The organism is Lacinutrix venerupis (genome assembly GCF_001971745.1).
GTDB classification, from domain to species: Bacteria; Bacteroidota; Bacteroidia; order Flavobacteriales; family Flavobacteriaceae; genus Lacinutrix; species Lacinutrix venerupis.
On record NZ_CP019352.1, the window covers coordinates 1,881,417 to 1,906,140 of the forward strand.

General features: G+C 29.9%; 27 protein-coding genes. 19 read left to right on the forward strand and 8 right to left on the reverse strand.

All coding sequences use genetic code 11. The annotated features are described in order from the left end of the window. The first annotated feature begins 44 nt into the window (after positions 1-44). The 6 genes from BWR22_RS08455 (at position 45) to BWR22_RS08475 (ending at position 4,454) form a co-directional block, all read left to right on the forward strand. Positions 45-1,415 carry an aldehyde dehydrogenase gene (locus tag BWR22_RS08455; RefSeq protein WP_076733251.1) on the forward strand — a complete coding sequence of 457 codons (1,371 nt, stop codon included), beginning with the start codon at positions 45-47 and terminating at the stop codon, positions 1,413-1,415. Positions 1,416-1,466: 51 nt separating this feature from the next. Then, on the forward strand, positions 1,467-1,877 hold the full coding sequence (tsaE, locus tag BWR22_RS08460; RefSeq protein ID WP_076733252.1) for a tRNA (adenosine(37)-N6)-threonylcarbamoyltransferase complex ATPase subunit type 1 TsaE: 411 nt from the start codon (positions 1,467-1,469) through the stop codon (positions 1,875-1,877). Positions 1,878-2,051: 174 nt separating this feature from the next. Then, a complete protein-coding gene (locus tag BWR22_RS14420; protein WP_170148499.1) occupies positions 2,052-2,195 on the forward strand; it encodes a hypothetical protein in 144 nt (47 codons plus the stop codon). A 34-nt stretch (positions 2,196-2,229) separates the two neighbouring features. After that, entirely contained in the window at positions 2,230-2,679 is a 450-nt protein-coding gene (locus BWR22_RS08465; protein WP_241828197.1) for a hypothetical protein, read from the forward strand. Between the two features lie 94 nt (positions 2,680-2,773). Continuing rightward, the gene (locus BWR22_RS08470) at positions 2,774-3,973 is read left to right on the forward strand and encodes an alanine dehydrogenase (protein ID WP_076733254.1); all 1,200 of its coding nucleotides are present in this window, start codon (positions 2,774-2,776) and stop codon (positions 3,971-3,973) included. Between the two features lie 106 nt (positions 3,974-4,079). After that, the gene (locus BWR22_RS08475; protein ID WP_076733255.1) at positions 4,080-4,454 is read left to right on the forward strand and encodes a DUF4258 domain-containing protein; all 375 of its coding nucleotides are present in this window, start codon (positions 4,080-4,082) and stop codon (positions 4,452-4,454) included. On the opposite strand, the gene BWR22_RS08480 is transcribed toward BWR22_RS08475, so the two are convergent. Then, a complete protein-coding gene (locus tag BWR22_RS08480) occupies positions 4,451-5,623 on the reverse strand; it encodes a proline dehydrogenase family protein (RefSeq protein ID WP_076733256.1) in 1,173 nt (390 codons plus the stop codon). The genes BWR22_RS08475 and BWR22_RS08480 overlap by 4 nt on opposite strands. Positions 5,624-5,714: 91 nt before the next feature. Between BWR22_RS08480 and aroB the strand changes: the two genes are divergently transcribed. Then, positions 5,715-6,782 (forward strand): 3-dehydroquinate synthase, encoded by a 1,068-nt coding sequence (gene aroB, locus BWR22_RS08485; RefSeq protein ID WP_076733257.1) that lies wholly within the window; start codon positions 5,715-5,717, stop codon positions 6,780-6,782. 77 nt (positions 6,783-6,859) lie between these two features. Continuing rightward, the gene (locus tag BWR22_RS08490; protein ID WP_076733258.1) at positions 6,860-7,150 is read left to right on the forward strand and encodes a hypothetical protein; all 291 of its coding nucleotides are present in this window, start codon (positions 6,860-6,862) and stop codon (positions 7,148-7,150) included. Here the strand turns inward: BWR22_RS08490 and BWR22_RS08495 are convergent, their stop codons facing one another. The 3 genes from BWR22_RS08495 to BWR22_RS08505 form a co-directional block, all read right to left on the reverse strand. Further along, positions 7,151-7,672, reverse strand: a complete 522-nt coding sequence (locus BWR22_RS08495; protein WP_076733259.1) for a DinB family protein — start codon at positions 7,670-7,672, stop codon at positions 7,151-7,153. Between the two features lie 73 nt (positions 7,673-7,745). Further along, positions 7,746-8,225: an Lrp/AsnC family transcriptional regulator gene (locus BWR22_RS08500; protein ID WP_076733260.1), complete on the reverse strand. Its 480-nt coding sequence runs from the start codon at positions 8,223-8,225 to the stop codon at positions 7,746-7,748. A gap of 71 nt (positions 8,226-8,296) precedes the next feature. Continuing rightward, positions 8,297-9,439: a M14 family zinc carboxypeptidase gene (locus tag BWR22_RS08505; protein ID WP_076733261.1), complete on the reverse strand. Its 1,143-nt coding sequence runs from the start codon at positions 9,437-9,439 to the stop codon at positions 8,297-8,299. A gap of 315 nt (positions 9,440-9,754) precedes the next feature. On the opposite strand from BWR22_RS08505, the gene BWR22_RS08510 reads away from it, so the two are divergent. The 3 genes from BWR22_RS08510 (at position 9,755) to BWR22_RS08520 (ending at position 11,454) form a co-directional block, all read left to right on the forward strand. Continuing rightward, entirely contained in the window at positions 9,755-10,171 is a 417-nt protein-coding gene (locus BWR22_RS08510; protein WP_076733262.1) for a helix-turn-helix domain-containing protein, read from the forward strand. A 102-nt stretch (positions 10,172-10,273) separates the two neighbouring features. Further along, positions 10,274-10,657, forward strand: coding sequence for a DNA topoisomerase IV (locus BWR22_RS08515; RefSeq protein ID WP_076733263.1), 384 nt, complete (start codon positions 10,274-10,276; stop codon positions 10,655-10,657). A gap of 2 nt (positions 10,658-10,659) precedes the next feature. Beyond that, positions 10,660-11,454, forward strand: a complete 795-nt coding sequence (locus BWR22_RS08520) for a TerC family protein (protein WP_076733264.1) — start codon at positions 10,660-10,662, stop codon at positions 11,452-11,454. A gap of 18 nt (positions 11,455-11,472) precedes the next feature. Here BWR22_RS08520 and BWR22_RS08525 read toward each other — a convergent pair whose 3' ends face one another. The 3 genes from BWR22_RS08525 to ychF all read right to left on the reverse strand — a co-directional run bounded on the left by BWR22_RS08525 (position 11,473) and on the right by ychF (position 17,363). Continuing rightward, on the reverse strand, positions 11,473-14,190 hold the full coding sequence (locus tag BWR22_RS08525) for a DNA gyrase/topoisomerase IV subunit A (RefSeq protein WP_076733265.1): 2,718 nt from the start codon (positions 14,188-14,190) through the stop codon (positions 11,473-11,475). Between the two features lie 76 nt (positions 14,191-14,266). Beyond that, on the reverse strand, positions 14,267-16,126 hold the full coding sequence (locus BWR22_RS08530) for a DNA topoisomerase IV subunit B (RefSeq protein ID WP_076733266.1): 1,860 nt from the start codon (positions 16,124-16,126) through the stop codon (positions 14,267-14,269). A gap of 142 nt (positions 16,127-16,268) precedes the next feature. Then, entirely contained in the window at positions 16,269-17,363 is a 1,095-nt protein-coding gene (ychF, locus tag BWR22_RS08535; RefSeq protein WP_076733267.1) for a redox-regulated ATPase YchF, read from the reverse strand. 181 nt (positions 17,364-17,544) lie between these two features. Here ychF and BWR22_RS08540 point away from each other — a divergent pair, with 181 nt between their 5' ends. Then, on the forward strand, positions 17,545-18,675 hold the full coding sequence (locus BWR22_RS08540) for a carboxypeptidase-like regulatory domain-containing protein (RefSeq protein WP_076733268.1): 1,131 nt from the start codon (positions 17,545-17,547) through the stop codon (positions 18,673-18,675). Between the two features lie 70 nt (positions 18,676-18,745). Here the strand turns inward: BWR22_RS08540 and BWR22_RS08545 are convergent, their stop codons facing one another. Beyond that, positions 18,746-19,099: a 4Fe-4S dicluster domain-containing protein gene (locus tag BWR22_RS08545; protein WP_076734398.1), complete on the reverse strand. Its 354-nt coding sequence runs from the start codon at positions 19,097-19,099 to the stop codon at positions 18,746-18,748. Between the two features lie 75 nt (positions 19,100-19,174). On the opposite strand from BWR22_RS08545, the gene BWR22_RS08550 reads away from it, so the two are divergent. The 7 genes from BWR22_RS08550 to BWR22_RS08580 all read left to right on the forward strand — a co-directional run bounded on the left by BWR22_RS08550 (position 19,175) and on the right by BWR22_RS08580 (position 24,647). After that, entirely contained in the window at positions 19,175-20,230 is a 1,056-nt protein-coding gene (locus BWR22_RS08550; protein WP_076733269.1) for an acyl-CoA reductase, read from the forward strand. Positions 20,231-20,358: 128 nt separating this feature from the next. Beyond that, the gene (gene serC / locus BWR22_RS08555; protein WP_076733270.1) at positions 20,359-21,420 is read left to right on the forward strand and encodes a 3-phosphoserine/phosphohydroxythreonine transaminase; all 1,062 of its coding nucleotides are present in this window, start codon (positions 20,359-20,361) and stop codon (positions 21,418-21,420) included. 99 nt (positions 21,421-21,519) lie between these two features. After that, positions 21,520-22,470 carry a D-2-hydroxyacid dehydrogenase gene (locus BWR22_RS08560; protein ID WP_076733271.1) on the forward strand — a complete coding sequence of 317 codons (951 nt, stop codon included), beginning with the start codon at positions 21,520-21,522 and terminating at the stop codon, positions 22,468-22,470. 128 nt (positions 22,471-22,598) lie between these two features. After that, the gene (locus BWR22_RS08565; protein ID WP_076733272.1) at positions 22,599-23,234 is read left to right on the forward strand and encodes a DUF937 domain-containing protein; all 636 of its coding nucleotides are present in this window, start codon (positions 22,599-22,601) and stop codon (positions 23,232-23,234) included. 113 nt (positions 23,235-23,347) lie between these two features. After that, positions 23,348-23,785 (forward strand): DUF6146 family protein, encoded by a 438-nt coding sequence (locus BWR22_RS08570; RefSeq protein ID WP_076733273.1) that lies wholly within the window; start codon positions 23,348-23,350, stop codon positions 23,783-23,785. Positions 23,786-23,816: 31 nt separating this feature from the next. Next, positions 23,817-24,311: a DUF6787 family protein gene (locus BWR22_RS08575; protein WP_076733274.1), complete on the forward strand. Its 495-nt coding sequence runs from the start codon at positions 23,817-23,819 to the stop codon at positions 24,309-24,311. After that, positions 24,312-24,647, forward strand: a complete 336-nt coding sequence (locus BWR22_RS08580; protein WP_076733275.1) for a hypothetical protein — start codon at positions 24,312-24,314, stop codon at positions 24,645-24,647. It abuts the gene before it with no gap. The last annotated feature ends 77 nt before the right edge of the window (positions 24,648-24,724 follow it).

Sequence of the window (24,724 nt, forward strand, 5' to 3'; positions counted from 1 at the left end):
AAATCTAAAAGGATATTGTAACTTTATTCTCTAATATATTTTTTATGATACCTGAATTATTACAATCTCAAAAAGACTATTTTAAAACTGGTGAAACTAAAAATATTAATTTTAGAAAAAAGCTTTTAAAAAAATTAAGAGAAGAACTTGTAAATCAAGAAAATGCTATAATTGAAGCTTTAGCTAAGGACTTTAACAAACCTGCTTTTGAAAGTGTTTTAACAGAAACCTCTGTTGTACTTTCAGATTTAGATTTAATGATTAAAAATATAAAAAAATGGTCTAAACCTAAGCGTGTAATTCCTGCTTTGTTAAATTTTCCATCGACCGATAAATTATACTCAGAGCCTTATGGACAGACTTTAATTATTGCGCCTTGGAACTATCCATATCAATTAGCAATCGCACCAATGGTTGCCGCAATTGCTGCCGGAAACACTGTAATATTAAAACCTAGTGAGCTTACTCCTAACACATCTACTTTATTAAAAAATATAATTGATAAAGTTTTTAAACCAGAACATGTTAGTGTTGTTGAAGGTGGCGTAGATGTTTCTACAAAATTACTTGAGCAACGTTGGGACTACATATTCTTTACAGGTAGCGTAAATGTGGGAAAAATTGTAGCTAAAGCAGCTGCTAACTACTTAACTCCTGTAACTTTAGAATTAGGCGGAAAAAATCCATGCATAATCGATGAAACAGCAAATATAAAATTAACCGCAAAACGTATTGTTTGGGGCAAATTTATAAATGCTGGACAAACTTGTATTGCACCAGATTATATATTAATTCAAAAAAATAAAAAAGAAGAATTTTATATAGCAATACAAAATGAAATTGAAAATGCTTATTCTAAAAACCCAGAAAATTCAGAAGATTTTTGCCGTATTATAAATACCAAAAATTTTGAACGTTTAAAAAATATGCTTGTAAACCAAAAATGCATTGTCGGCGGTATTACTAATGCTAAAAATAATTACATTGCTCCCACTGTAATTGATGAACCAAGTATAGATAGTGAGGTTATGCAAGATGAAATATTTGGACCAATACTTCCTGTTATTTCATATAAAGATGAAAATGAAATAGAATCTATTATAAGTAACTACAATAAACCTCTATCTCTTTATGTATTTACTAATAATTCTACAAAAGCTAAAAATATAATTGAAAAATACTCCTTTGGAGGCGGCTGCATAAACGATACTGTTGTACACTTTGCAAATCATAGATTACCATTTGGTGGAGTTGGTAATAGTGGAATTGGTGCTTATCATGGTAAACTTTCTTTTGATACTTTCTCTCATAAAAAAGCAATAGTTAAAAAAGGTAATTGGTTAGATTTACCTGTAAGATATGCACCATATAATGGAAAATTAAAAACAATAAAAAAATTCTTGAAGTGGATTTAAAACAACTTGTTTTATTAAAATTTTAATAATTAAAATATTTATTTTTACAATATGCTTAAAATAGAATATACTTTAAAAGATATAGACACTGTAGCAAAAAAAATTTTACAACAATCAACGTCTAAAACCTTTCTCTTTAAAGCCGAAATGGGAGTTGGCAAAACAACACTTATTAAAGCACTAGTTAAAGCTTTAGGCTCTAACGATACAGTAAGCAGCCCAACTTTTTCTTTAGTAAATGAATATCAATCTAACACTGAAACTATATATCATTTTGATTTATACAGAGTTAAAGACCAAAACGAATTATACGATTTTGGTATAGAAGATTATTTAAACACTGAAGCTTATCTATTTGTAGAATGGCCTCAATTAGCAGAAAATTTATTTACAAATTATAATACAATATCAATTTCATTAGAAAAAGATAGTTTTAGGATTCTAAAAATGACTGAAAATTAATTTTTTTACATTTTTATATCTCCCTAAAAAGTGTATTTTTGGGCAGATTACGGTTTTTACCGTAACGAAAAATTAATAAAAAAGGTTTTTTAACATAAATTTAACATTTAGCGACTTTTTTGACTAGAGATTTATATAAATTTGAGTAATTAATTAATTTAAATCCCTATAATTATGAAAACAAAAAAGTATGTAATAGCATTAGCTATTTTCGGAGGTGCATTGTTCACCGCAAACGCAACAAACATCATTGACTTAAATGAGCAAACAGAAACTGGAATTGAAAAATGGAGAATTAAAATCCCTACACACGGATAAAAAGAAATTTATCCTAGGGAGTTTCATTGCTTTAATGATAGCAATATCTCCTTATTTATTTTACTTATACGAAAGTGTTCCAGACGATAAAGTTTGGGACACTTTTCTTTTTACTTACGACAGTAATTTTTATGAAAGTGCACAAATTGCTTTCTGGACTTTAAGCAACAAACTAATTCCGTTATATTTTTTAATATTATGGTTCTTTACTTGTAGACATTGGTGGCATCATGCTATAATAATTCCTATATTAACATATATTTTTCAAATAGCTTTTATATTAAATGAGGACATGAAATATGTAGATAGTTTTCAATTTAAATATTCAATACCTATAATGGCTATTATAATACCTTCTATTTATTTAATTAGGGCAAGAATATTTAACAGATTAAACACTGTAGATAAAACAACTCAAGAGCTTGAAGACGAGCTTAAGTTTAAGCCAAAAACGTTTTGGGGGAAAGTAAAACAGTATTTTTAGTAGAATTTATATTCTATAAATTCCATTTAAAAATGTCTTGTTCTTTTGCATTTTATTTGTAATTTAAAACTCTATAAATAACGCATAACAACACATGGCAAAATCCATTACTCCGTTTTCTAAAGCAGAATTATTACCTCAAGAAGAAACCTTAGAAATTTTAAAACAAAAAAGTTCATTATTTATAGGTATACCAAAGGAAACTGCTTTTCAAGAAAAACGTGTTTGCTTGACTCCGGATGCTGTTTCTGCTATTGTAAACAATGGTCATCGTGTACTTATAGAGTCTGGTGCAGGAAAAGGTTCAAAATTTAGTGATAAAGATTATAGCGAAAATGGTGCAGAAATAACTAGCGATGTTGCTAAAGTTTATAGCTGCCCAATGATTTTAAAAGTAGAGCCTCCTACTCTAGAAGAATTAAAGTTAATAAATCCTCAAACCATTTTAATTTCTGCATTACAATTAAAAATGCAGTCTAAAAAATATTTTGAGACTTTAGCCAATAAACGCATAACTGCTTTAGCGTTCGAGTTTATTCGAGATGACGATGGTGCATATCCAGCAGTTCGTGCTTTAAGTGAAATTGCAGGTACCGCATCTGTATTAATTGCATCAGAGTTATTAAGTAATACCAGTAACGGTAATGGTTTAATGTTTGGTAATATTAGCGGCGTACCACCTGTAGAAGTGGTTATTTTAGGAGCTGGAACAGTTGGAGAATTTGCTGCTAGAAGCGCTATTGGTTTAGGTGCAAATGTAAAGATATTTGACAACTCTATAACTAAGCTTCGCTGTGTACAAACAAATCTAGGAAGAACGCTTTATACTTCTACAATTCAGCCCAAATATTTAAACAAAGCTTTAAAGCGTTGTGATGTTGTAATTGGTGCCGTTCGTGGAAAAGATCGCTCTCCTGTTATAGTTACAGAAGCAATGGTAGAGCAAATGAAAAAAGGTTCTGTAATTATAGATGTTAGTATAGATATGGGTGGTTGTTTTGAAACTAGCGATGTTACTACTCACAAAAATCCAGTTTTTGAAAAACATGGAGTTATACACTATTGTGTACCCAACATACCTGCTCGTTACTCTAGAACAGCTTCTGCTTCTATAAGTAATATATTTACGCCATACTTGCTTAAAATTGGAGAAGATGGAGGTTTAGAACATTCATTACGTATGGATCGAGGTCTTAAAAGCGGACTTTATTTCTATCATGGTATTCTAACAAATCGTGCGGTTGGCGAGTGGTTTAACATGAGTTATAACGATATTAACTTACTTATTTTTTAAAATAGATTTTCTTTAATTAATCAGTTTAATTCACGAATTTTGCTTTTAATTAAATTTCCTATATAATAAGAACTATAGGAGTTTTTTAAAAAAAATTAAAAAATCTATGAGTTTACTAAAAAGGTTTGGTTATTATTTTGGAGGATTTGCAATTGGACTAGTAATTTTAGCATTTTTCCTAAATGGCAAAAAAGCATCTTGCGATTATGGACCAGATGCTAGAGTTTTAAAAAATATAAGATCTAAAACCTTAGCTTATTCCAATAATGCAGAAATGTTTATGTCTTCAAAAAACATAGATACTACTAAAATAAACTACATTTTATATAAAGGAGATGTTAATTTTTCAGATAGCGATACTAGAAAAAAACCTTGTGGTATCTATCTTGTAGAAGGAAAAATAGAAGAAAACAAAACCAGATTAACAGTAGAAAACTGTGAGACTATAGCAACTATAAACAATATAGAATATATAGATTAAGCTTTTCTACGTGAGCGTTCTTTTTTAAGTAAAGACAACTCACGACTTGTTTGTCCAGCAACAGAAGTATTCTCTTCTGCACGACGTATTAAATAAGGCATAACATCTTTTACCGGTCCAAATGGTAAGTATTTTGCCACATTGTACCCTCGTTTAGCAAGATTAAAACTAATATGGTCACTCATACCATACAATTGCCCAAACCAAACACGATTATCTTCTTTACTTATATTTAAGTTCTCCATCTGCTCTAAAGCCAAATAAGTACTTTCTTCATTATGTGTTCCTATAAATATAGAAATCTCGTTTAAGTTTTCTAAAATATATTTTTGGCAATTATTAAAATTATCATCTGTAGTTTTCTTATCTGCACAAATTGGAGACTCGTAACCTTTCTCTAAAGCACGTTCACGCTCTTTTTCCATATATGCACCACGAACAATTTTATATCCTAATTTATAACCGTGTTCTTTAGCTCTTTTATGCGTTGCTTTTAAAAAGTCAAACCTATCCCAACGGTAAGTTTGTAATGTATTATAAACGTAAGGAACTTCTTTATTATAGCGTTCCATCATTTTCTCTATAATCTCATCTGCAGCATCTTGCATCCAGCTTTCTTCAGCATCTATTAAAACTTCAACATCGCTAGCTTTTGCAAGCTTACATAATTTATCTAAACGTCCTATTACTCTATTCCACTCCGCTTCTTCTTCCTTAGTAAATTCTTTACCTTCTCCTCTTTTTTGAAATAAATAAAAACGCCCTAAAGCCGTAGGTTTAAAAACAACAATTGGCATTGCGTCTTTTTTCTCTGAAAATTCAATTATTTTAATAAGTCTTTCGGTAGCATCATCAAATTGATTTTCTGAAGCTTTACCTTCAACCGAATAATCTAATACAGAACAAACACCTGCAGTATACATATTGTCTATTACTGGCAAACAATCTTTCTCGTTTACACCTCCACAAAAATGATCAAAAACTGTTGCTCTAATTAAACCTTCTACAGGTAATTTAGCCTTTAAAGCAAATCTAGTTGCAGCTGTACCAATACGAACTAATGGCTCGTTTGCAATCATTTTAAATAAAAAATAAGCGCGTTCTAATTGAGAATCACTTTTTAAACTGAAAGCAACTTCAGTATTATCGAAGATATTTTTTAATGTCATTTAGTAAAAAATAATTTCTACAAATATAAATTATCAAAGTTATAATTCTTTTAAAAGTACGTATTTTTACAGTATAATAATTCACATTTTAATGACAACAATTACAACTCAAGATTATTCTATATATTTTAACAATAATAGTTATAAAGCTTTAAACAAACACTTAAAAAAATTAAAATATTCTAAAGTTTTTATTTTATGCGATACCAATACAAATATAGATTGTGTACCATTTTTATTGGCTAATATAGATACAGATATAACTTACGATATTTTAGAAATCGATCCAGGTGAAGAATCTAAAAACCTTGATATATGTTTAGGGCTTTGGGAAACGTTATCTGAGTATGGTGCCGATAGAAAGAGTGTTATTATAAATGTAGGTGGCGGAGTTGTTACAGATTTAGGTGGATTTGTAGCCTCTACTTTTAAACGAGGTATAGATTTTATAAACATTCCCACATCCTTATTAGCAATGGTAGATGCTTCAATTGGTGGAAAAACAGGAATTGATTTAGGTTCTTTAAAAAATCAAATAGGAGTTATAAGTACTCCAGAATTAATTGTAGTCGATACTTCATTTTTAGGCACTTTACCTCAATTAGAAATGCGCTCTGGTTTAGCTGAAATGCTAAAGCATGGCCTTATTTACGATGAAAGCTACTGGAATAAACTACAAGATTTATCTGAATCTACAATAGATGATTTAGATGCGTTAATTTACGAGTCTATAATTATAAAGAAGAATATTGTTGAGCAAGATCCTACAGAGCAAAACTTACGTAAAACATTAAATTATGGTCATACTTTGGGTCATGCTATAGAATCCTATTTTATGGAGAATGACACTAAGAAAAGACTTTTACATGGCGAAGCTATTGCTATAGGTATTATTTTAGCTAATTACTTATCTGTAAAATACTGTGGTTTTTCAGAAAACAAAAGCAATTCTATAAAAGCTATTATAAAAGCTATTTATGGACATGTAGAGATTAATGAAACTGACTACACTCCTATAGTTGAGCTTTTAAAATATGATAAGAAAAATGAACACGGCAACATTAACTTTGTACTATTAGAAGCCATTGGTAAACCTAAAACAGATTGCATAGTAGAAAATGAAGCTATATTAGAGGCTTTTAAGTTTTACGATGCTTAATATGTTTTTTAGCTAAAAATTTGTATTTTTATAAAACACCTTACTAAAATTAACTTTTAACTTAAAAATTAAATGTTATGAAAAGAGTTATTGTAGATTATAAAAAACTAACACCACAAGTTCTTAACTTACTTACATTAAAATACCCAGATGGTTACGGTGATGATGATATTGTTGTTTTCGACAATCATAAAAATGAAACCATAGAAGCGGTTGAAGTTAAAACCGAAGACACAGTCTATTTAGTAAAAGTTGGCAGTAAACTGCATTATACTATGGCCAATCTTGGTGATACTGATGATTTATTACTAAATGAAGATGGACATATTTTAATTGAAGAATCTATAAAAAACGGAGAAGAAGAATAATTACAAATATCTTTCTTTAATAACTTCGCAATGGTGTTTTTCATGGCCTGAAACCAAAAAACCTAATGCTCTAACAGACACTTCTCCTCCACTTGCAATACCAGTTCTTTTAAGTATTTCACTATCACTACCAAATGTTTTATACAATGCAATGGTAGATTTTCTTACTAATATATATTCCTCTAATAAGTCCTCTATAGTTCTATTATTAGCAAAACTCTCTATAGCATAGTCGTTTTCTTCAAAACCAGCAACAGGAGTTTTGTCTTTTCTTGCAAAACGTAAAGCTCTATAGGCAAAAACACGTTCGGAGTCTATTAAATGATTAATAATTTCTTTTATAGACCACTTACCTTCCGCATAACTATACTCTAACTTTTCAGCAGGAATAGATTTAAAAAACTGTATTGTTTTATCCAAACCATCTTCTAAACCGTCTAACAATATTAAATCACCTATTCTATCTATATAAGGTTGAAAATATGGCAAGTATTCGTTTTTATTTAAGTCTTTTACTTTCATAATATTTAAAATAAGAATAAAAAAAAATCCTTTAGCAAGATAACTAAAGGATTTTAATATAAAATTTTTAAAACTACAAAGAATTAAAAATATCGTGCATTAAACGTTTTTTATCGTTTAAACTCTCTTCTAAAGAGATCATAGTTTCGGTTCTATAAACACCTTCAATATCATCTAGCATAAATATTACATCTTTTGCATGCTCCGTATTTTTTGCTCTAATTTTACAAAAAACATTAAATTTACCTGTAGTTACATGAGCTACAGTTACAAAAGGAATTTCGTTAATACGCTCTAAAACAAACTTTGTTTGTGATGTATTTTTAAGAAAGACACCTACATAAGCAATAAAAGAGTATCCTAACTTTTTATAATCTAAAGTTAAAGAAGAACCTTTTATAATTCCTGCATCTTCCATTTTCTTAACTCTAACATGAACAGTTCCTGCAGAAATTAGTAATTTTTTTGCAATATCTGTAAAAGGAACTCTTGTGTTATCGATTAACATATCGAGAATTTGATGATCTACTTCGTCTAATTTAAATTTCGCCATTTTGTATTTTTTCTTATATAAAAAACAAAAATAATACATTTTTGATGAATTATCCTCACCTAAAATGCAGATTAATCAAATTTTAATGAATATTTTGAATTATTTACAATTACGAAATCGTTTTCGACACCTATAGATAATGTATGGCCATCCTTATCTAAAACTGCATTATTACTAGCATCAATAACATTATGAGCAAAATAATTATCTAACTTATCAATTTTTTCAACTTTTGGCGAAAAAATTATCTTATCATCAATTAATTTTTCTTGATACTGTATTGCAATGTCTAAAATTTCATTATTAAAGCACGCATTTTTAATTATAACATCAAAAAATAACTTTTCGTTTTGTGGTATTTTAAGATACTCGTTAAAATCTTCTAAATTAATATCATTATTAACTATAGTAGTTAAAGCAATTAAATAAGACTGAAAAACATAACGTCTTACCTCTTCTCTATCATAATCGTTACTGTAATGTCCTGCCTCAAACAGCACTGTTGGTACATTTAAACTTTGAAATGTATCTCCTACACAGTTTATATTATAAGCATCATCATAAGTACCTACTTGATTAGGAATTTCTGCTTGAAGCATAGTGTTTATTTTTACTATAATAGACATTGCTTTTTTTCTATTACCTGTAATTGTACAATCTTTATCTTGAGCAGGAGATAAAAAAGAAAGACTAGCAGAGTTATTAGTAGCACCAGCACTAAAAATAGTACGTTGTCCGTGCAAATTAAAGCAGTAATGAGGTTTAAAACTATTAAATAAGTCTTTTAACACAATACTTTCTGGCTGAGTTAAATTTTGCGCATCTCTATTTAAATCTACATTATTAGCATTTAAGCGCGTGTAAGCTTTAGCACCATCTGGATTTAAAATTGGTATTATAACAATTGTACAAGCATTTAAAATAGATTCTGAAAGTGGATTATCTGTAAAAAAATTAAGTAAGTCGAATATTGATTTTGTGGTTGTAGATTCATTACCGTGCATTTGAGACCACATTAAAATTCTTTTTTTTCCAGCACCAATTTTTATAGAATGAATATTTTCTTTTAAAACCGATTGCCCTATAACTTCAATTTTAAAATTATTCTCATGCTTTTTTAAAAGAGGAATAATATGTTTTAAGTTTATATAACGACCAAAAAGAGCAGTCTCTTTATGCTCATTAAATATAGTCTTTAGTGCTTTATCTTTCATATTAGATTTTATTTGTGTTACAAATGTAAACAATATCTATTTTACAAATGTAAACAACAAAATTTACAATTGTAATTTACAAATGTAACGGTTTTTATAAGTCTTTTATTCGCATTATTCCTTTAAAGACAATAGAACAAACTACATATTAAAACAAATTCACAAAACACTTGTTTTCAGTTATTTAAACACGTTTATTTAAAGTTAAAGTTTTAGCAAAAACACCTTTAAACAGCTTTTTTTGTATAATTATTTGTGTTAAATATACAAATGTAAACACTGTATTTTAATAAGATTGTTTACATTTGTATAACTATGATAAACAACGAAGAATTTACTAAAAGACTTAAAAAAGTAATTGATTTTTACGGTGAAAGCGCCTCTTCCTTTGCCGAAAAAATTGGTGTGCAACGCTCTAGTATTTCGCACATACTTTCTGGTAGAAATAAACCAAGTTTAGAATTTGTTTTAAAAGTACTCTCCTCTTTTCCTGAAGTAGAATTATATTGGTTAATGAATGGAAAAGGAAATTTTCCTTCTGGAAAAAATAGCGAACCGCAAATTGAAAAAAAATCAACTGTACAAAATCAAAATTTATTTTCAAGTTCAGAAAACGAAAATGCACAAAAAGAAATTACAGTTGAAAAAATAATTTCTTCAAATTCTAAAAAAGAAATTGAACGCATCATTATATTTTATAAAGATGGTAGTTTTTCAAATTTTGAAAATTAAGCACTATCTCCTATTTATTTTGAAATATGCAATTCTAAGAGATTAACAAAAAAGTGTTTTCTATCTATTCATTTTGTAATTTTGCTAAAACTTATATTTAAAATGAAAAATATATTCCTATTAGTTACACTTAGTATAATAATTTTAAGTTGCCAACAACCTGAAAGAAATTGCACAGATTTTAAAACAGGCTTTTTTAAATTTAATTATACAGAAAAAGGAGTTGAAAAAACTGGATATATTTTAAGGAGTGAGAATCTTCAAATTGAAACCTACGATGGCAAAACAGATTCCTCTGAAGTTAGATGGATTAATGATTGTGAAGTTATTTTTAAAACTATAAATCCTAAACGTATGGTTGATAAAAATGATATTCATTTAAAAATTCTTACCACTACAGATTCTAGCTACACTTTTGAATATTCCTACGTTGGAGAAACAAAAAAACAAAAAGGAACTGTTACAAAAACAAAGCTAACAAAATAATTATGTTAGATTTTTTATTATCATCAGACGCTATTTTTGCACTATTAACTCTTACTTTTTTAGAGATTATTCTTGGTATAGATAACATTATATTTATTTCTATTGCCGCAAATAAATTACCAGAAGAACAAAGAAAAAAGGCTACTAATATTGGCTTGTTATTAGCTATGGTTCAACGTGTAATTTTATTATTTTTTGTGTCATTTTTAATTGGGTTGTCTGAACCTTTTTATTCTATTAAAACAAGCTGGCTTACTTTAGATTTAACTTGGCAAAGTATTATTCTTTTTGCTGGAGGATTGTTTTTAATATATAAGAGTACTTCTGAAATTAGAGAAAAAGTTGAAACACCAAATCATGATGAAAATAGCATGAAAGGAAAAGTGATAAAATCTTTACAACAAGCTTTAGTACAAATTTTAATTATTGACTTTATTTTCTCTATAGACTCCATATTAACCGCAGTTGGTATGACTAATGGATTAAGTGACAACCACAATTACAATCTTGTTTTAATGATTATTGCTGTAATAATTTCTATTGCAGTAATGATTGGTTTTGCTAATAAAATTAGGCTTTTTATAGAAAAACACCCAAGTATTCAAGTGCTAGCTTTAGCCTTTTTAATATTAATAGGTTTTATGCTAATTACAGAGGCTGCCCATTTAAGCGAAACTGCATTATTTGGAAAAACCGTTGGAGCGATACCAAAAGGTTATTTGTATTTTGCAATTGCATTCTCTCTTTTTATTGAATTTTTAAACCACAAAATTAGCAGGTCTAAAACCAAGAAATAATTTTAAAATTACTTATTGTTAAAACAATGTGGTTTGATCTTTTCCACCTTGATTATCTTTTTTCTTTTTAATAGCACGTTCTAAAGCTTTTTTAGCCTTTTCTTCTTTGCTAATAAAATCTTTTTTAGGTTGTTGCTCTACTTCAGGAACATCTATCGGCAGTTTGTTTTCTACAACAATTTCATCACTAACCTCTAATTCTTCGGCATGAATTTCTTCTGGAGCTTCGTAAGGTAAAGGATCTAATAAACTTACTTGATTTACTTTGTATTTAGTAAGTTGGTTTCCTAAAGCTGATATGCCTTTAACTGCAATAAAATCTTCAATATTAACCTCTTCATTATCTCGTCTATCTTTACCTCTTTCTTTAGCAAATACAATTTCTGCAACTGGTCTCCAATCTGTAGATACAATTTCTAGTTGTGAATTTTCATGATCTGAAATAAACAACTCTTCCTTATCTTCATTTTCAATTAGAAAACGTTTTACGTAATATTTCTCCTTTTCTCCATCATAATATATTGCAGAAATAGGTTTTTTAGGAATCCATTTTTCCATAACTATCATATCACTATCAAAATGCAGTGTTACTTCTGGTGTTACGGTTTTTGCAATTCCTTTTTGATTTATAATTAGTAATTTATCTTCTCCTCTAAATTCTCCAACTAAATCTCCTCTTCCATCTACATTTAATCGCTGTACAGCATCGTCAAACCAAATTTTTCTTGGTTTTAATGTAGAAACGCCTTCTTCTTTTAGTTCTATTTTTTTAATAGCATATTTTGTAACCACATTACCTTTACTTGCTCGACCTTTTATTAAAATATCGGCAAAGTCAATATCCCATTTTAATTTTTTTATACTACCTACTTGACGTAAAAACACCGATATAACTTCGGCTTCACCATTTGGGTTTGCAGAAAAATACCAAAGTTTAGAGCCTTTACTACCGTTTGTTAAATCGTACTCTTTATCTCTTGTCATAGAGGTTACAGCAAAACGCTTAATATAACTGGCTCCTTTTGCACCATCTCGATATATCATATTATAGATAGTACGTTTGTCTTTCTTTTTAAAGACTGCAACATGAATTATATTTTTACCTATAAACGTTTTAGAGTCTACTTTGGTAACCATCATTTTTCCAGATGCTGTAAATGCTATAATATCATCTATATCACTACAATCGCAAACATACTCATCACGACGTAACGATGTTCCTATAAAACCTTCTTCTCTATTTACGTAAAGTTTTGTGTTTCTAATAACAACTTTTGTAGCATCTACATCTTCAAAAGCACGAATTTCTGTTTTACGCTCTTTACCTTCGCCATATTCTTTTTTCAACCTTGTAAAATAAGCAATGGCGTAATCTATTAAGTTTGCTAAATGATTTTTTACTTCTGCTATTTGCTCTTCTAAAGCATCAATTTTTTGCTGTGCTTTATCGATATCAAATTTTGAAATACGTTTAATTCTAATTTCGGTTAAACGTGTAATATCTTCAACGGTTATCGCTCTTTTTAAATGTTTTATATGCGGCTGAAGTCCTTTATCTATAGCGCTAATTACACCATCCCAGGTTTCTTCTTCTTCTATATCGCGGTAAATTCTATTTTCTATAAAAATACGCTCTAAACTTGCAAAGTGCCATTGCTCTTCAAACTCACCAAGTTTTATTTCTAATTCTTGTTTTAATAATTGAACAGTGTTATCTGTAGAGCGTCTAAGCATCTCTGTAACACCTATAAATAATGGTTTGTTATCTTCAATTACACAGCCTAATGGTGAAATTGAACTTTCGCAACTTGTAAAAGCATATAAAGCATCGATGGTTTTATCTGGCGATAAACCTGATGGTAAATGAATTAATATTTCTACTTCGGCAGCAGTATTATCTTCAATTTTTTTAATTTTTATTTTCCCTTTATCGTTTGCTTTTAGAATAGAATCTATAAGTGATGATGTTGTGGTACCAAAAGGAATCTCGGTTATTGCCAACGTTGTTTTGTCTACTTGAGAAATTTTTGCACGAACACGCACTTTTCCTCCACGTAAACCATCGTTATAATTAGAAAAATCTGCAATTCCTGCTGTTGGAAAATCTGGAACTAGCGTAAAGCGTTTGCCTTGTAAGTGTTTAATTGAAGCCTCTATTAACTCTATAAAATTGTGAGGTAAAATTTTTGTTGAAAGTCCTACCGCAATTCCTTCTCCTCCTTGCGCTAACAATAGCGGAAACATTACTGGTAAATTTACAGGCTCTTTTCTACGCCCATCGTAACTTGCCTGCCACTCTGTTATTTTAGGATTATAAACGACATCTAATCCAAATTTAGAAATACGAGCTTCAATATATCTTGAGGCCGCAGCACGATCTCCTGTTAGTATATTTCCCCAGTTTCCTTGGGTGTCTATTAGCAAATCTTTTTGGCCAATTTGCACCATTGCATCTGCTATACTTGCATCACCATGTGGATGATACTGCATGGTATGACCAACAATGTTTGCTACTTTATTGTAACGTCCATCGTCAAGATCCTTCATTGAGTGCATGATACGACGTTGTACAGGTTTAAAACCATCTTCAATTGCTGGTACTGCACGTTCTAAAATTACATACGAAGCGTAATCTAAAAACCACTCTTTATACATACCAGTAATCCTGGTAATAGTTTCTTGTGGTTCTTGATTTTCTATGTTTTCGTTTGTTAGGTCGTCGTTTTCTTCTGTCATATTTACTATTTCTGCAAAAACAGAAATTTATTTTTTCTTTTGTGGATTCCGCATTAAATACAGAATGACAAATGGTTTATTTATCTTCCTCAATTAAATCTAATTCCACCTTTAAATTATCAATAATAAATTCTTGCCTTGTTGGTGTATTTTTACCCATATAAAAAGACAACAACTCGTCTATAGACATATTATCGTCTAACATTACTGGATCTAAACGGATATCTTCACCTATAAAATGAACAAACTCATCTGGTGAAATCTCACCAAGTCCTTTAAATCGAGTAATTTCTGGTTTTGGTTTTAATTTTTCTATAGCATCACGGCGTTCCTCTTCAGAATAGCAATAAATAGTTTCCTTTTTATTTCGCACTCTAAATAATGGCGTTTGTAATATATATAAATGGCCTTCTTTTATTACTTCTGGAAAAAACTGAAGAAAAAATGTTATTAATAATAAGCGAATGTGCATACCATCTACATCGGCATCGGTTGCTATAACCACATTGTTATAACGCAAATCTTCTAAAGATTCTTCTATATTTAATGCAGCTTGTAAGAGATTAAACTCTTCGTTTTCGTAAACAATTTTCTTTGTTAAACCGTAACAATTTAGAGGCTTACCTTTTAAACTAAATACGGCTTGTGTATTTACATCTCTTGATTTTGTAATACTACCAGATGCTGAGTCTCCCTCGGTAATAAACAAGGTAGTTTCAAGATTTCTTTCGTTTTTAGTATCGCCAAAATGCACACGACAATCACGTAGTTTTTTGTTATGTAAACTGGCTTTTTTTGCTCTGTCTTTAGCTAATTTTCTTATTCCAGATAATTCTTTACGCTCACGTTCTGCTTGAAGAATTTTACGTTGTATTTTTTCTGCAGTATCTGGGTTTTTATGTAAATAATTATCTAAATATGTTTTTAAAAAATCGTTTATATAGGTTCTTACGGTTGGCAAATCGCCTCCCATATCTGTAGATCCTAATTTTGTTTTTGTTTGACTTTCAAAAACGGGTTCCATTACTTTTATTGCAATGGCAGAAATTATAGATTTTCTAATATCTGAAGCATCATATTGTTTACCATAAAAATCACGAATGGTTTTTACAACAGCTTCTCTAAAAGCATTTAAATGCGTTCCTCCTTGAGTAGTATTTTGTCCGTTTACAAAACTATTGTACTCTTCGCTATACTGTGTTTTACTGTGCGTTAGTGCAACCTCAATATCATCACCACGAAGATGAATAATTGGGTATAGTAAATCGGTTTCACTAGTTTTTTCAGCTAAAAGATCCTTTAAACCATTTTCGCTATAATATTTTTCGCCATTAAAAACTATGGTTAATCCTGGGTTAAGGTATACGTAGTTTTTAAGCATTTTAACAACATACTCACTACGAAATTTATAGTTTTTAAAAATTATATCGTCTGGAATGAAAGATACTTTTGTTCCTTTTCTACGTGAAGTTTCTTCTAAAAACTCTTGATTTACAAGGTTTCCTTGTTCAAAATCTGCCGATGCACTTTTTCCGTCTCTTGAAGACTCTACTCTAAAGTATGATGATAATGCGTTTACAGCTTTTGTACCAACACCGTTTAATCCTACAGATTTTTTAAAAGCTTTAGAATCGTACTTTCCGCCGGTATTCATTTTAGATACGACGTCTACTACTTTTCCTAAAGGAATACCACGACCGTAATCTCGAACAATTACTTTGCTACCTTGTACAGAAATTTCTATTGTTTTTCCTGCTCCCATAACAAACTCATCTATAGAGTTATCGAGTACTTCTTTTAAAAGTATATAAATACCATCGTCTGGCGACGATCCATCTCCTAATTTACCAATATACATACCTGGACGCATACGTATATGCTCTTTCCAATCTAACGAGCGTATATTATCTTCGGTATATTTGGTTTGTTCAGACATAGAATTGAGTAAATTTTCGTGATAGGTTGCTAATATAATACAACGCCATAAAAAATGAAATAGGCTTTGCAGAAAGTAATTAACAATAAAAAGCCAATGTTGTTGAGAACATTGGCTTTTTTATTGTTATAGCAAAATGAGTCTATACATTGAATAAAAAATGCATGACATCGCCATCTTTTACAACGTACGATTTACCTTCTACTCTCATTTTACCTGCTTCTTTTACTTTTGCCTCACTTCCATACTCTATATAGTCGTTATAGCCAATTACTTCGGCACGAATAAAACCTTTTTCAAAATCGGTATGTATTACTCCTGCTGCTTGTGGAGCTGTTGCTCCAATATTAATAGTCCAAGCTCTTACTTCTTTTACTCCTGCTGTAAAATAGGTTTGCTGATTTAATAATTTATATGCAGAACGAATTAACTTGGCAGATCCCGGCTCATCTAAACCTATATCTGCTAAAAACATTTGGCGCTCTTCGTAATCATCTAATTCTGTAATATCTGCTTCGGTTCCAACAGCAAGTACTAGAACTTCAGCATTTTCATCTTTTACTGCTTCTCTTACTTGATTAACATAATCGTTTCCATTTACAGCTGCTCCTTCATCTACATTACAAACGTACATTACTGGCTTATCTGTAATAAGTTGTGCTGGTTTAACAAACTCTTTATCTTCTTCTTCTGTAAACTCTATTGCTCTTACAGATTTTCCTGCTTCTAAACCTGCTTTAAGTTTTAAAAGCACAGCCTCTTCTTTTTGTGCTTCTTTATTTCCTGTTTTTGCAGCACGCTTAACTTTATCAAGCTTTTTTTCTACAGTATCTAAATCTTTTAACTGCAACTCAATATCTATAGTTTCTTTATCACGAATTGGATCTACACTACCATCGACATGCACAATATTATCATTGTTAAAACAACGTAATACATGCAAAATAGCATCGGTTTCTCGAATATTTGCTAAAAACTGATTTCCTAATCCTTCTCCTTTACTTGCTCCTTTTACCAAACCAGCAATATCCACAATCTCTACAGTTGCAGGCATAACTCGTTCTGGATTTACTAATTCTTCTAATTTTTGAAGTCTTGGATCTGGCACATTTACCACGCCAATGTTAGGTTCTATGGTACAAAAAGGAAAGTTTGCACTTTGCGCTTTTGCATTAGACAAACAATTAAATAATGTCGATTTTCCTACGTTTGGTAAGCCTACAATTCCTGCTTTCATTGTAAATATATTTTCATTTCCATAAAAATGGAAAATTTATTGTTTTTAAGTTCTTTTTAATCGATTGCAAATGTAGTTAATTCTTTAAATCTTCGGTTAATGAGAAACATAATTATTTAACTAACTTAGGAAATATTAAAAGTGAGTTGTTATATCTATATAATCAATAAAACCAATTATTATGAAACCAATTATCCTATCTGCATTTATTTTGCTATTTCTATTCTCTTGTTCTAAAGACGAAGCACCAGATGCTATTCCAGAGAGCATAAACATATCAGGAAAATTATTAGCACCAAACAATCAAGATCCTATTGTAAACGCGAGGGTTTCTGCCATGCAAAATAATATTTTAAAAGCTGAAACAACTACAGATGCTCAAGGTAACTTTACCATTGCATTAGAAAAAGGTGAATACACTTTAAATTTAGCAAAAGGCTTATTTACAACACAAAAACAAATAGTTGTAGAACAAGAAACAACTTTAGATAATTATAAAATTGAAACCTTACCAAATATTGGTGTTATAACTGGTAGTTTTGACAATATTGAAAGCGTATTGTATGGCATAGGTCTTGTAAACCCAATAACAAACGAACCTTTATTTGATATAATTGATGGTATAACAACCAATAAAAATTCACACATTTCTAACCAAGAACATTTACATGGTTTAAATAAAAGTAGTGACTTAGAAAGCAGAAATCCTATTTTAGATCCTAATGTGAGTTTTTCTTACACAGATTTAATGTCGGACCCTACTCTTTTAGCTTCTTATGACATTTTGTTTATTAACTGTAGTTCTCATTCAGACAACCCAACATACGAACAAAACCTTATGGATTATGTTAATAATGGTGGTTTTCTATATGTAACAGACTGGTCTTCTAGTTTATTAAACACTGTTACTAATAATGATACAGATTATTTAAGTTTTTATACACCAAGAAGAAGTGGGCAGTCTTTAAGCACAACCGCTACTATTTTAGATGGTAATTTAAGCGCATGGCTATTATTAAATTTTGGTATTTCTATTAACGATACTGTTTTTATAGATGAATTTTTAGGTTCTTGGCAAGTAGTAGACTCTTACGATCCAACAACTACAATATCTTGGTTAAATGGCGTAGTAGATTATAGAGATAATAATAATGTAACCGTTACAGAAAATAAAGATTTAGCATTTACATTTTTATTAGGACAAGGCGCTGTTTTTTATTCTTCTTTCCATACTGAAAATGATGAATTCGATTTCACTACTACCGATAGAATAATGGAATACTTAGTGTTTGAAATGACTGCTATCGAGTAATTAATAGATTATATATAGATCAAAAAAAATCCTAAGTTTTACTTAGGATTTTTTTTTATTTTAATTTAGTTTAATCTTCAGGGTGCATAAATCTCTGTTTACCCAATAAAACTTCGTCGCTTTCAACATGGTCATCATCAGGAACGCAACAATCTACAGGACAAACTGCTGCACATTGTGGCTCTTCATGAAAACCTTTACACTCTGTACATTTATCTGGTACGATGTAGTAAATTTCATCACTAATAGGCTCTTGCGCTTCATCTGCATCTACAGTTTTTCCATCAGGAAGTACTAAACTTCCTTCTAAACTAGTTCCATCTTTATATCTCCAATCGTCAGCACCTTCGTATATTGCAGTATTAGGGCATTCTGGCTCACATGCACCACAATTTATACATTCGTCTGTTATAATAATTGCCATAGTAATTGTTTTATTTTGTTTGCGTAAATTTGCAACTGCAAAAATAACGACAAAACACGTATTACGCAAGTATAAATGGAATTACAACAAAGAATTAACGCTTTCTCAAAATTAGGAACTTTTATAAGTCAATTTTCTTCAGAAAAATTTATAAAACAAGATAACATTCCGCACAACGACTTATTTTTTGAAGGCTTTAAACACCAAATAAAATTAGCTCAAGAAAACAATGGATGGTTTACAAAAACTAATATTGTTTTTTCTTTAAACGGATGGAGTAAGCTACTAACTAATAAAAACTTAACTAAATGGACTTCATCTTATATTTTTAGTAATAAATCTTATAAAAATGTAGCCATTATTATGGCAGGAAATATTCCTTTAGTTGGTTTTCACGATTTTTTATCTGTATTAATTTCTGGACATTCTGTTATTGTTAAACAATCGTCTAACGACAAACATTTGTTACCATTTCTAGCTAAATATTTAGAACATATAGAACCAAAATTTAAAGGCAAAATTACTTTTACAGAAGGTAAATTAGAAAATTTTGATGCCGTAATTGCGACAGGAAGTTCTAACACAGCACGTTATTTTGATTATTATTTTAAAAACAAACCATCTATAATTAGAAAAAATAGAAACTCAGTTGCTGTACTTACAGGAAATGAATCAAAAGAAGATTTAGAAAATCTATCTGAAGATATTTTTAGATATTATGGCTTAGGTTGTAGAAATGTATCTAAATTATTTGTACCAAAAGATTATAATTTTGATGCCTTTTTTGAAGCTATTTACAAATGGCATCCAATTATTAACGAAGCTAAATACGCTAATAATTACGATTATAACAAAGCAGTATATTTAATGAGTGAATTTGATATGCTTGAAAATGGTTTTCTTATGATAAAAGAAGACAAAAGTTTTGCCTCACCAATTGCAACAGTATTTTATGAATATTACAACGATATAGTAAGCCTAAAAAACACTTTGGAAGCCGAAGCAGAAAACATACAATGTATTGTATCCAAAGAGCTTAACAACACTAATGTAGCATTTGGAGAAACCCAAAAACCAGAGCTTTGGGATTATGCAGACAACGTAGACACTATTGCTTTTTTGTTAAAATAATAGCCAATAAATTATGATATTATTAATAAAAAAACGCTCATTATTTAGCACCTTTGTTAACTTAAAATGTAAATCATTTTTTTTTTAAAATGAAAAATTAACTGATACTGAAATAAATTCAGCACAACATGAAAAGACATAATTTTAGCGCAGGACCTTGCGTACTACCAAAACAAGTAATAATGAAAGCTTCTGAAGCTTTATTAGATTTCGATAACGGCTTATCTTTAATCGAAATATCCCACAGAAGCAAACCTTTTGTAGATGTTATGGAAAAGGCAAGAGCTTTAGCATTAGAACTTTTAGGTTTAGAAGGAAAAGGTTATAAAGCACTATTTTTACAAGGTGGTGCTAGTACTCAATTTTTAATGGTAGCGCTAAATTTATTAGAAAAACGTGCTGGTTATTTAAACACCGGTACTTGGAGCGCAAAAGCTATTAAAGAAGCTAAAATTTACGATGATATTTACGAAGTAGCATCATCTAAAAACGCAAATTATAATTATATACCTAAAGGTTTTGATGTACCTTCGGATTACGATTATTTCCATTGCACCTCTAACAATACTATTTTTGGGACTCAAATGAAAAGCTTTCCTAAAATAGATATTCCAATGGTTTGCGATATGAGTAGCGATATTTTTTCAAGAACTTTAGATTTTTCACAGTTCGATTTAATTTATGCCGGAGCACAAAAAAATATGGGACCAGCCGGTACTACTTTAGTAGTCATAAAAGAAGATATACTCGGTAAAGTATCTCGTAAAATCCCATCAATGATGGATTATAAAGTACACATAGACAAAGGTAGTATGTTTAATACACCTCCAGTTTTTGCTGTTTACACTTCTATGCTAACCATGCAATGGTTAAAAGATTTAGGAGGTATTAAAGCTATAGAAGCAGAAAATGAAAAGAAAGCCACATTAATGTATTCTGAAATAGATTTAAATCCACTATTTAAAGGTTTTGCAGCTAAAGAAGATCGTTCAATTATGAATGCAACATTTACTTTAGAAAACGAAAACCTTAAAGAAACGTTTGATGCCATGGTACAAGAAGCAGGAATTAACGGTATTAATGGTCACCGTAGTGTTGGTGGCTATAGAGCTTCAATGTATAATGCTTTATCTTTAGATAGCGTTAAGGTTTTAGTTGAAGTAATGAGTGAATTAGAAAGTAAAGCTTAATAATTAAGCTGTTTCTCACAAACAAATAAAAATAATTTAATAATTAAGATTCCCTTCCAATAGTTATCGGAATTATGGGAATGAAAAATAAACTTTTTCATGAAAATATTAGCAAACGATGGTATTTCTCAAAGCGGAATTGACGCTTTAGAAAGTGCAGGATTTGAAGTATCAACTACAACAGTTGCACAAGAACAATTAATAAATTACATAAACGAGAATAATATTACGGTACTTTTAGTTAGAAGTGCAACAACCGTAAGAAAAGACTTAATTGATGCTTGCCCAAGTTTAAAAATTATTGGACGTGGTGGTGTTGGTATGGATAATATTGATGTTGACTATGCACGCGAAAAAGGATTAAAAGTTATTAATACTCCTGCAGCTTCATCACACTCTGTTGGAGAATTAGTTTTTGGACATTTTTACGGGATTGCTCGTTTTCTACATAATGCCAATAGAGATATGCCATTAGAAGGTGACACTAATTTTAAAGGATTAAAAAAAGCTTATGCTAAAGGTATAGAATTAAAAGGTAAAACTTTAGGTGTTTTAGGTTTTGGTCGTATTGGTCAAGCTACTGCTAAAATAGCTTTAGGCGCAGGTATGAAAGTTGTAGCCTATGATCCTTACATGGAAAAAGCTAATCTAAAATTAGATTTTTTTGATGGACAAAGTGTAGATTTTAATATTACAACTATCTCTAAAGAAGATGTTTTAAAACAATCAGATTTTATTTCTCTACATGTACCAGCCCAAAAAGAATATATAATAGACGATGCCGAATTTAATATCATGAAAGATGGTGTTATAATTGCTAATGCTGCTCGAGGAGGTGTGTTAAATGAAGTTGCTCTTGTAAAAGCTATAGAAAGTGGAAAAGTTACAGGTGCCGCTTTAGATGTTTTTGAAAACGAACCAAAACCAGAATTGCAATTACTTATGAATTCTTCGCTATCTTTAACACCACATATTGGTGCTGCCACAAACGAAGCTCAAGATCGTATAGGTACAGAACTAGCAACGCAAATTAAAGAAATACTACTTTAATCGTTAAAAATCGACACTTTAACGAAACAAATAGACGTTATAAATTTTATAAAAGCCTTAATAATTACATTAAGGCTTTTTTTATGTAACTTTTCAATTCAAAAGTAACTTAAAACATATATTAAAAAATGTCAGGAATTTTAGATTTATTAGGAAGCGATTTAGGAAAATCAATAATTAGCGGTGTTGCAGGATCAACAGGAAACGATACTAGCAAAACAAGTAGCGTACTTACAATGGCTTTACCGGTTTTAATGAAGGCAATGCAAAGAAACGCTTCAACTCCACAAGGAGCAGAAGGATTAATGGGAGCTATACAAGGAAAGCACAATGGAAGTATTTTAGATAATCTTGGAGGATTATTTGGTGGAGGTGTTGATGAAGAGGTGAAAAATGACGGAGATAAAATTTTAGGTCACGTTCTTGGAGCTAAAAAACAAGGTGTAGAAAAAATTATAGGAGAAAAATCTGGTTTAGATGCTGGATCCGTAGCAAATATTTTAAAAGTAGCTGCACCTATATTAATGGGCGTAATAGGTAAACAAGCACAACAACAAAATGTTAGTTCATCTAATGGTATTGGTGATTTATTAGGCGGATTATTAGGAGGAAGCTCTGCAGATAAAGAACAAAATTTCTTAGAACAAATTTTAGATGCAGATGGAGACGGTAGTATTGTAGACGATGTTGCTGGAATGGTATTAGGAGGAGATAGCAAAAAGAGCGGTCTTGGTGGATTATTAGGAGGTTTATTTGGAAAATAAACCATTCTTTAAATAAAACGATTATAAAAAGAGTCAAACACAAGTTTGGCTCTTTTTGTTTTTGTTATTGTAGTCCTATATTAAATTTGTATTTTTAATAAAAAACTGAACTTATGAAAAATGCACTATTTATATTTATTGTAATTATTATGCTTTTTGCATGTAATACCACAAAAAAAGCATCTAGTTCTAACGAAGCTTTACAACAAACACAAGTTGGTGATACAATTAAAATTTCTGGAGACAACCAAGAATACGATGTTATAATTATAGAGCCAGGTTTTGGCACCTATCTAGCATCAAGAGCGCAACCAAAAGGATATTACACACAAAATTATATGGAAAGTAGAAATATACGTTATGTTCAAGAATGGAACAGGCGTGTATTAGAACCAAGGCGCTATAATCCAAATTTATATGAAATGGAAATTAATTATAGACAAGGTGTAGATTATGGTTACGATGTAAATTATAAAATTTATAACTACTTTATTTATTTTCAAAATACATATAACCAAAATCTTTTAGGGACCAGAGTTCCTCAAAATTAAATTATATTTGCACTCTTGAAAAAACACTTTAATGCAGGAGTTTAAAAAACGTTGGGAGATAACAAAAAATTGGCAACTACTATTCCCTCTATTGGGATTAATAGGTCTCTTTTATTCTGGTTATAAAATTGCAGGACTATTTAGAGAAGAAAATCATATTGCTTTTCAAATTGCATTTGCACTTTTAATTACTTTTTTTCTTTTAAAATTAACATTATTAATTTTTAAAAAACTAGAAAAAAAATGGATTGTTAATCAGCGTTGGGAAATAATAAGAATCTTTATTGTTTTTGCAATTACTGGATCTTCATCATTATATATAGGAAAGCCTTTTATTAAATTTATAGGAATTACTAAAGAAAACTTAAATACTTTTGCTTATTGGATTTTATATGTTATCATTGGGCTAATTTTTTACCAAATTTTATTGGTAACTATTGGATATTTATTTGGACAAGGTAAGTTTTTCTGGGAGTTCGAAAAGAAAATGCTACGTCGTTTTGGTTTAGGTAGGTTTTTAGATTAAATGAAACATAAAACACAACATATACTATTTAAAAGTGCCGCAATACTGCTTTTGCTTGTTGTTTTGTTTCCTTCTGCTGTAAAATTTACACATGTTTTTGAAAACCACAAGCATGAAGTTTGTTCAAATCCATCAGATAGTCATTTTCATGAAATTGAAATAGATTGTGAATTCTATAAGTTTAAACTAAACAATACTTTTTCGTTAGTTTTAAACGATGTTATTATACCTAATATAAAGAATAACCACAAAAATATTATTTCTCAGTATTTTTATATTAACAGCTATAAAAGCCTTGGTATTGCTTTAAGAGGCCCTCCTTCTTCATTTATTTAGTCTCCTAAAAATTGCATTATTAAAATGTAATTTATCATTCTTTTTTTATGATTATTTCATAAAAAACATTCTATTAT

Excerpts from the sequence above, each read along its gene's own strand:
- BWR22_RS08505 (WP_076733261.1), bottom strand. The coding sequence starts at position 9,439 with ATGAAAGATAAAGCACTAAAGACTATATTTAATGAGCATAAAGAGACT.
- BWR22_RS08550 (WP_076733269.1), top strand. The coding sequence starts at position 19,175 with ATGGAATTACAACAAAGAATTAACGCTTTCTCAAAATTAGGAACTTTT.
- BWR22_RS08495 (WP_076733259.1), bottom strand. The coding sequence starts at position 7,672 with ATGAAAGTAAAAGACTTAAATAAAAACGAATACTTGCCATATTTTCAA.
- BWR22_RS08530 (WP_076733266.1), bottom strand. The coding sequence starts at position 16,126 with ATGTCTGAACAAACCAAATATACCGAAGATAATATACGCTCGTTAGAT.
- BWR22_RS08540 (WP_076733268.1), top strand. The coding sequence starts at position 17,545 with ATGAAACCAATTATCCTATCTGCATTTATTTTGCTATTTCTATTCTCT.
- BWR22_RS08480 (WP_076733256.1), bottom strand. The coding sequence starts at position 5,623 with ATGACATTAAAAAATATCTTCGATAATACTGAAGTTGCTTTCAGTTTA.
- BWR22_RS08520 (WP_076733264.1), top strand. The coding sequence starts at position 10,660 with ATGTTAGATTTTTTATTATCATCAGACGCTATTTTTGCACTATTAACT.
- BWR22_RS08580 (WP_076733275.1), top strand. The coding sequence starts at position 24,312 with ATGAAACATAAAACACAACATATACTATTTAAAAGTGCCGCAATACTG.
- BWR22_RS08565 (WP_076733272.1), top strand. The coding sequence starts at position 22,599 with ATGTCAGGAATTTTAGATTTATTAGGAAGCGATTTAGGAAAATCAATA.
- BWR22_RS08575 (WP_076733274.1), top strand. The coding sequence starts at position 23,817 with ATGCAGGAGTTTAAAAAACGTTGGGAGATAACAAAAAATTGGCAACTA.
- BWR22_RS08490 (WP_076733258.1), top strand. The coding sequence starts at position 6,860 with ATGAAAAGAGTTATTGTAGATTATAAAAAACTAACACCACAAGTTCTT.
- BWR22_RS08515 (WP_076733263.1), top strand. The coding sequence starts at position 10,274 with ATGAAAAATATATTCCTATTAGTTACACTTAGTATAATAATTTTAAGT.
- BWR22_RS14420 (WP_170148499.1), top strand. The coding sequence starts at position 2,052 with ATGAAAACAAAAAAGTATGTAATAGCATTAGCTATTTTCGGAGGTGCA.
- BWR22_RS08470 (WP_076733254.1), top strand. The coding sequence starts at position 2,774 with ATGGCAAAATCCATTACTCCGTTTTCTAAAGCAGAATTATTACCTCAA.
- BWR22_RS08465 (WP_241828197.1), top strand. The coding sequence starts at position 2,230 with ATGATAGCAATATCTCCTTATTTATTTTACTTATACGAAAGTGTTCCA.
- BWR22_RS08500 (WP_076733260.1), bottom strand. The coding sequence starts at position 8,225 with ATGGCGAAATTTAAATTAGACGAAGTAGATCATCAAATTCTCGATATG.
- BWR22_RS08525 (WP_076733265.1), bottom strand. The coding sequence starts at position 14,190 with ATGACAGAAGAAAACGACGACCTAACAAACGAAAACATAGAAAATCAA.
- BWR22_RS08475 (WP_076733255.1), top strand. The coding sequence starts at position 4,080 with ATGAGTTTACTAAAAAGGTTTGGTTATTATTTTGGAGGATTTGCAATT.
- serC (WP_076733270.1), top strand. The coding sequence starts at position 20,359 with ATGAAAAGACATAATTTTAGCGCAGGACCTTGCGTACTACCAAAACAA.
- BWR22_RS08545 (WP_076734398.1), bottom strand. The coding sequence starts at position 19,099 with ATGGCAATTATTATAACAGACGAATGTATAAATTGTGGTGCATGTGAG.
- ychF (WP_076733267.1), bottom strand. The coding sequence starts at position 17,363 with ATGAAAGCAGGAATTGTAGGCTTACCAAACGTAGGAAAATCGACATTA.
- BWR22_RS08570 (WP_076733273.1), top strand. The coding sequence starts at position 23,348 with ATGAAAAATGCACTATTTATATTTATTGTAATTATTATGCTTTTTGCA.
- aroB (WP_076733257.1), top strand. The coding sequence starts at position 5,715 with ATGACAACAATTACAACTCAAGATTATTCTATATATTTTAACAATAAT.
- tsaE (WP_076733252.1), top strand. The coding sequence starts at position 1,467 with ATGCTTAAAATAGAATATACTTTAAAAGATATAGACACTGTAGCAAAA.
- BWR22_RS08560 (WP_076733271.1), top strand. The coding sequence starts at position 21,520 with ATGAAAATATTAGCAAACGATGGTATTTCTCAAAGCGGAATTGACGCT.
- BWR22_RS08510 (WP_076733262.1), top strand. The coding sequence starts at position 9,755 with ATGATAAACAACGAAGAATTTACTAAAAGACTTAAAAAAGTAATTGAT.
- BWR22_RS08455 (WP_076733251.1), top strand. The coding sequence starts at position 45 with ATGATACCTGAATTATTACAATCTCAAAAAGACTATTTTAAAACTGGT.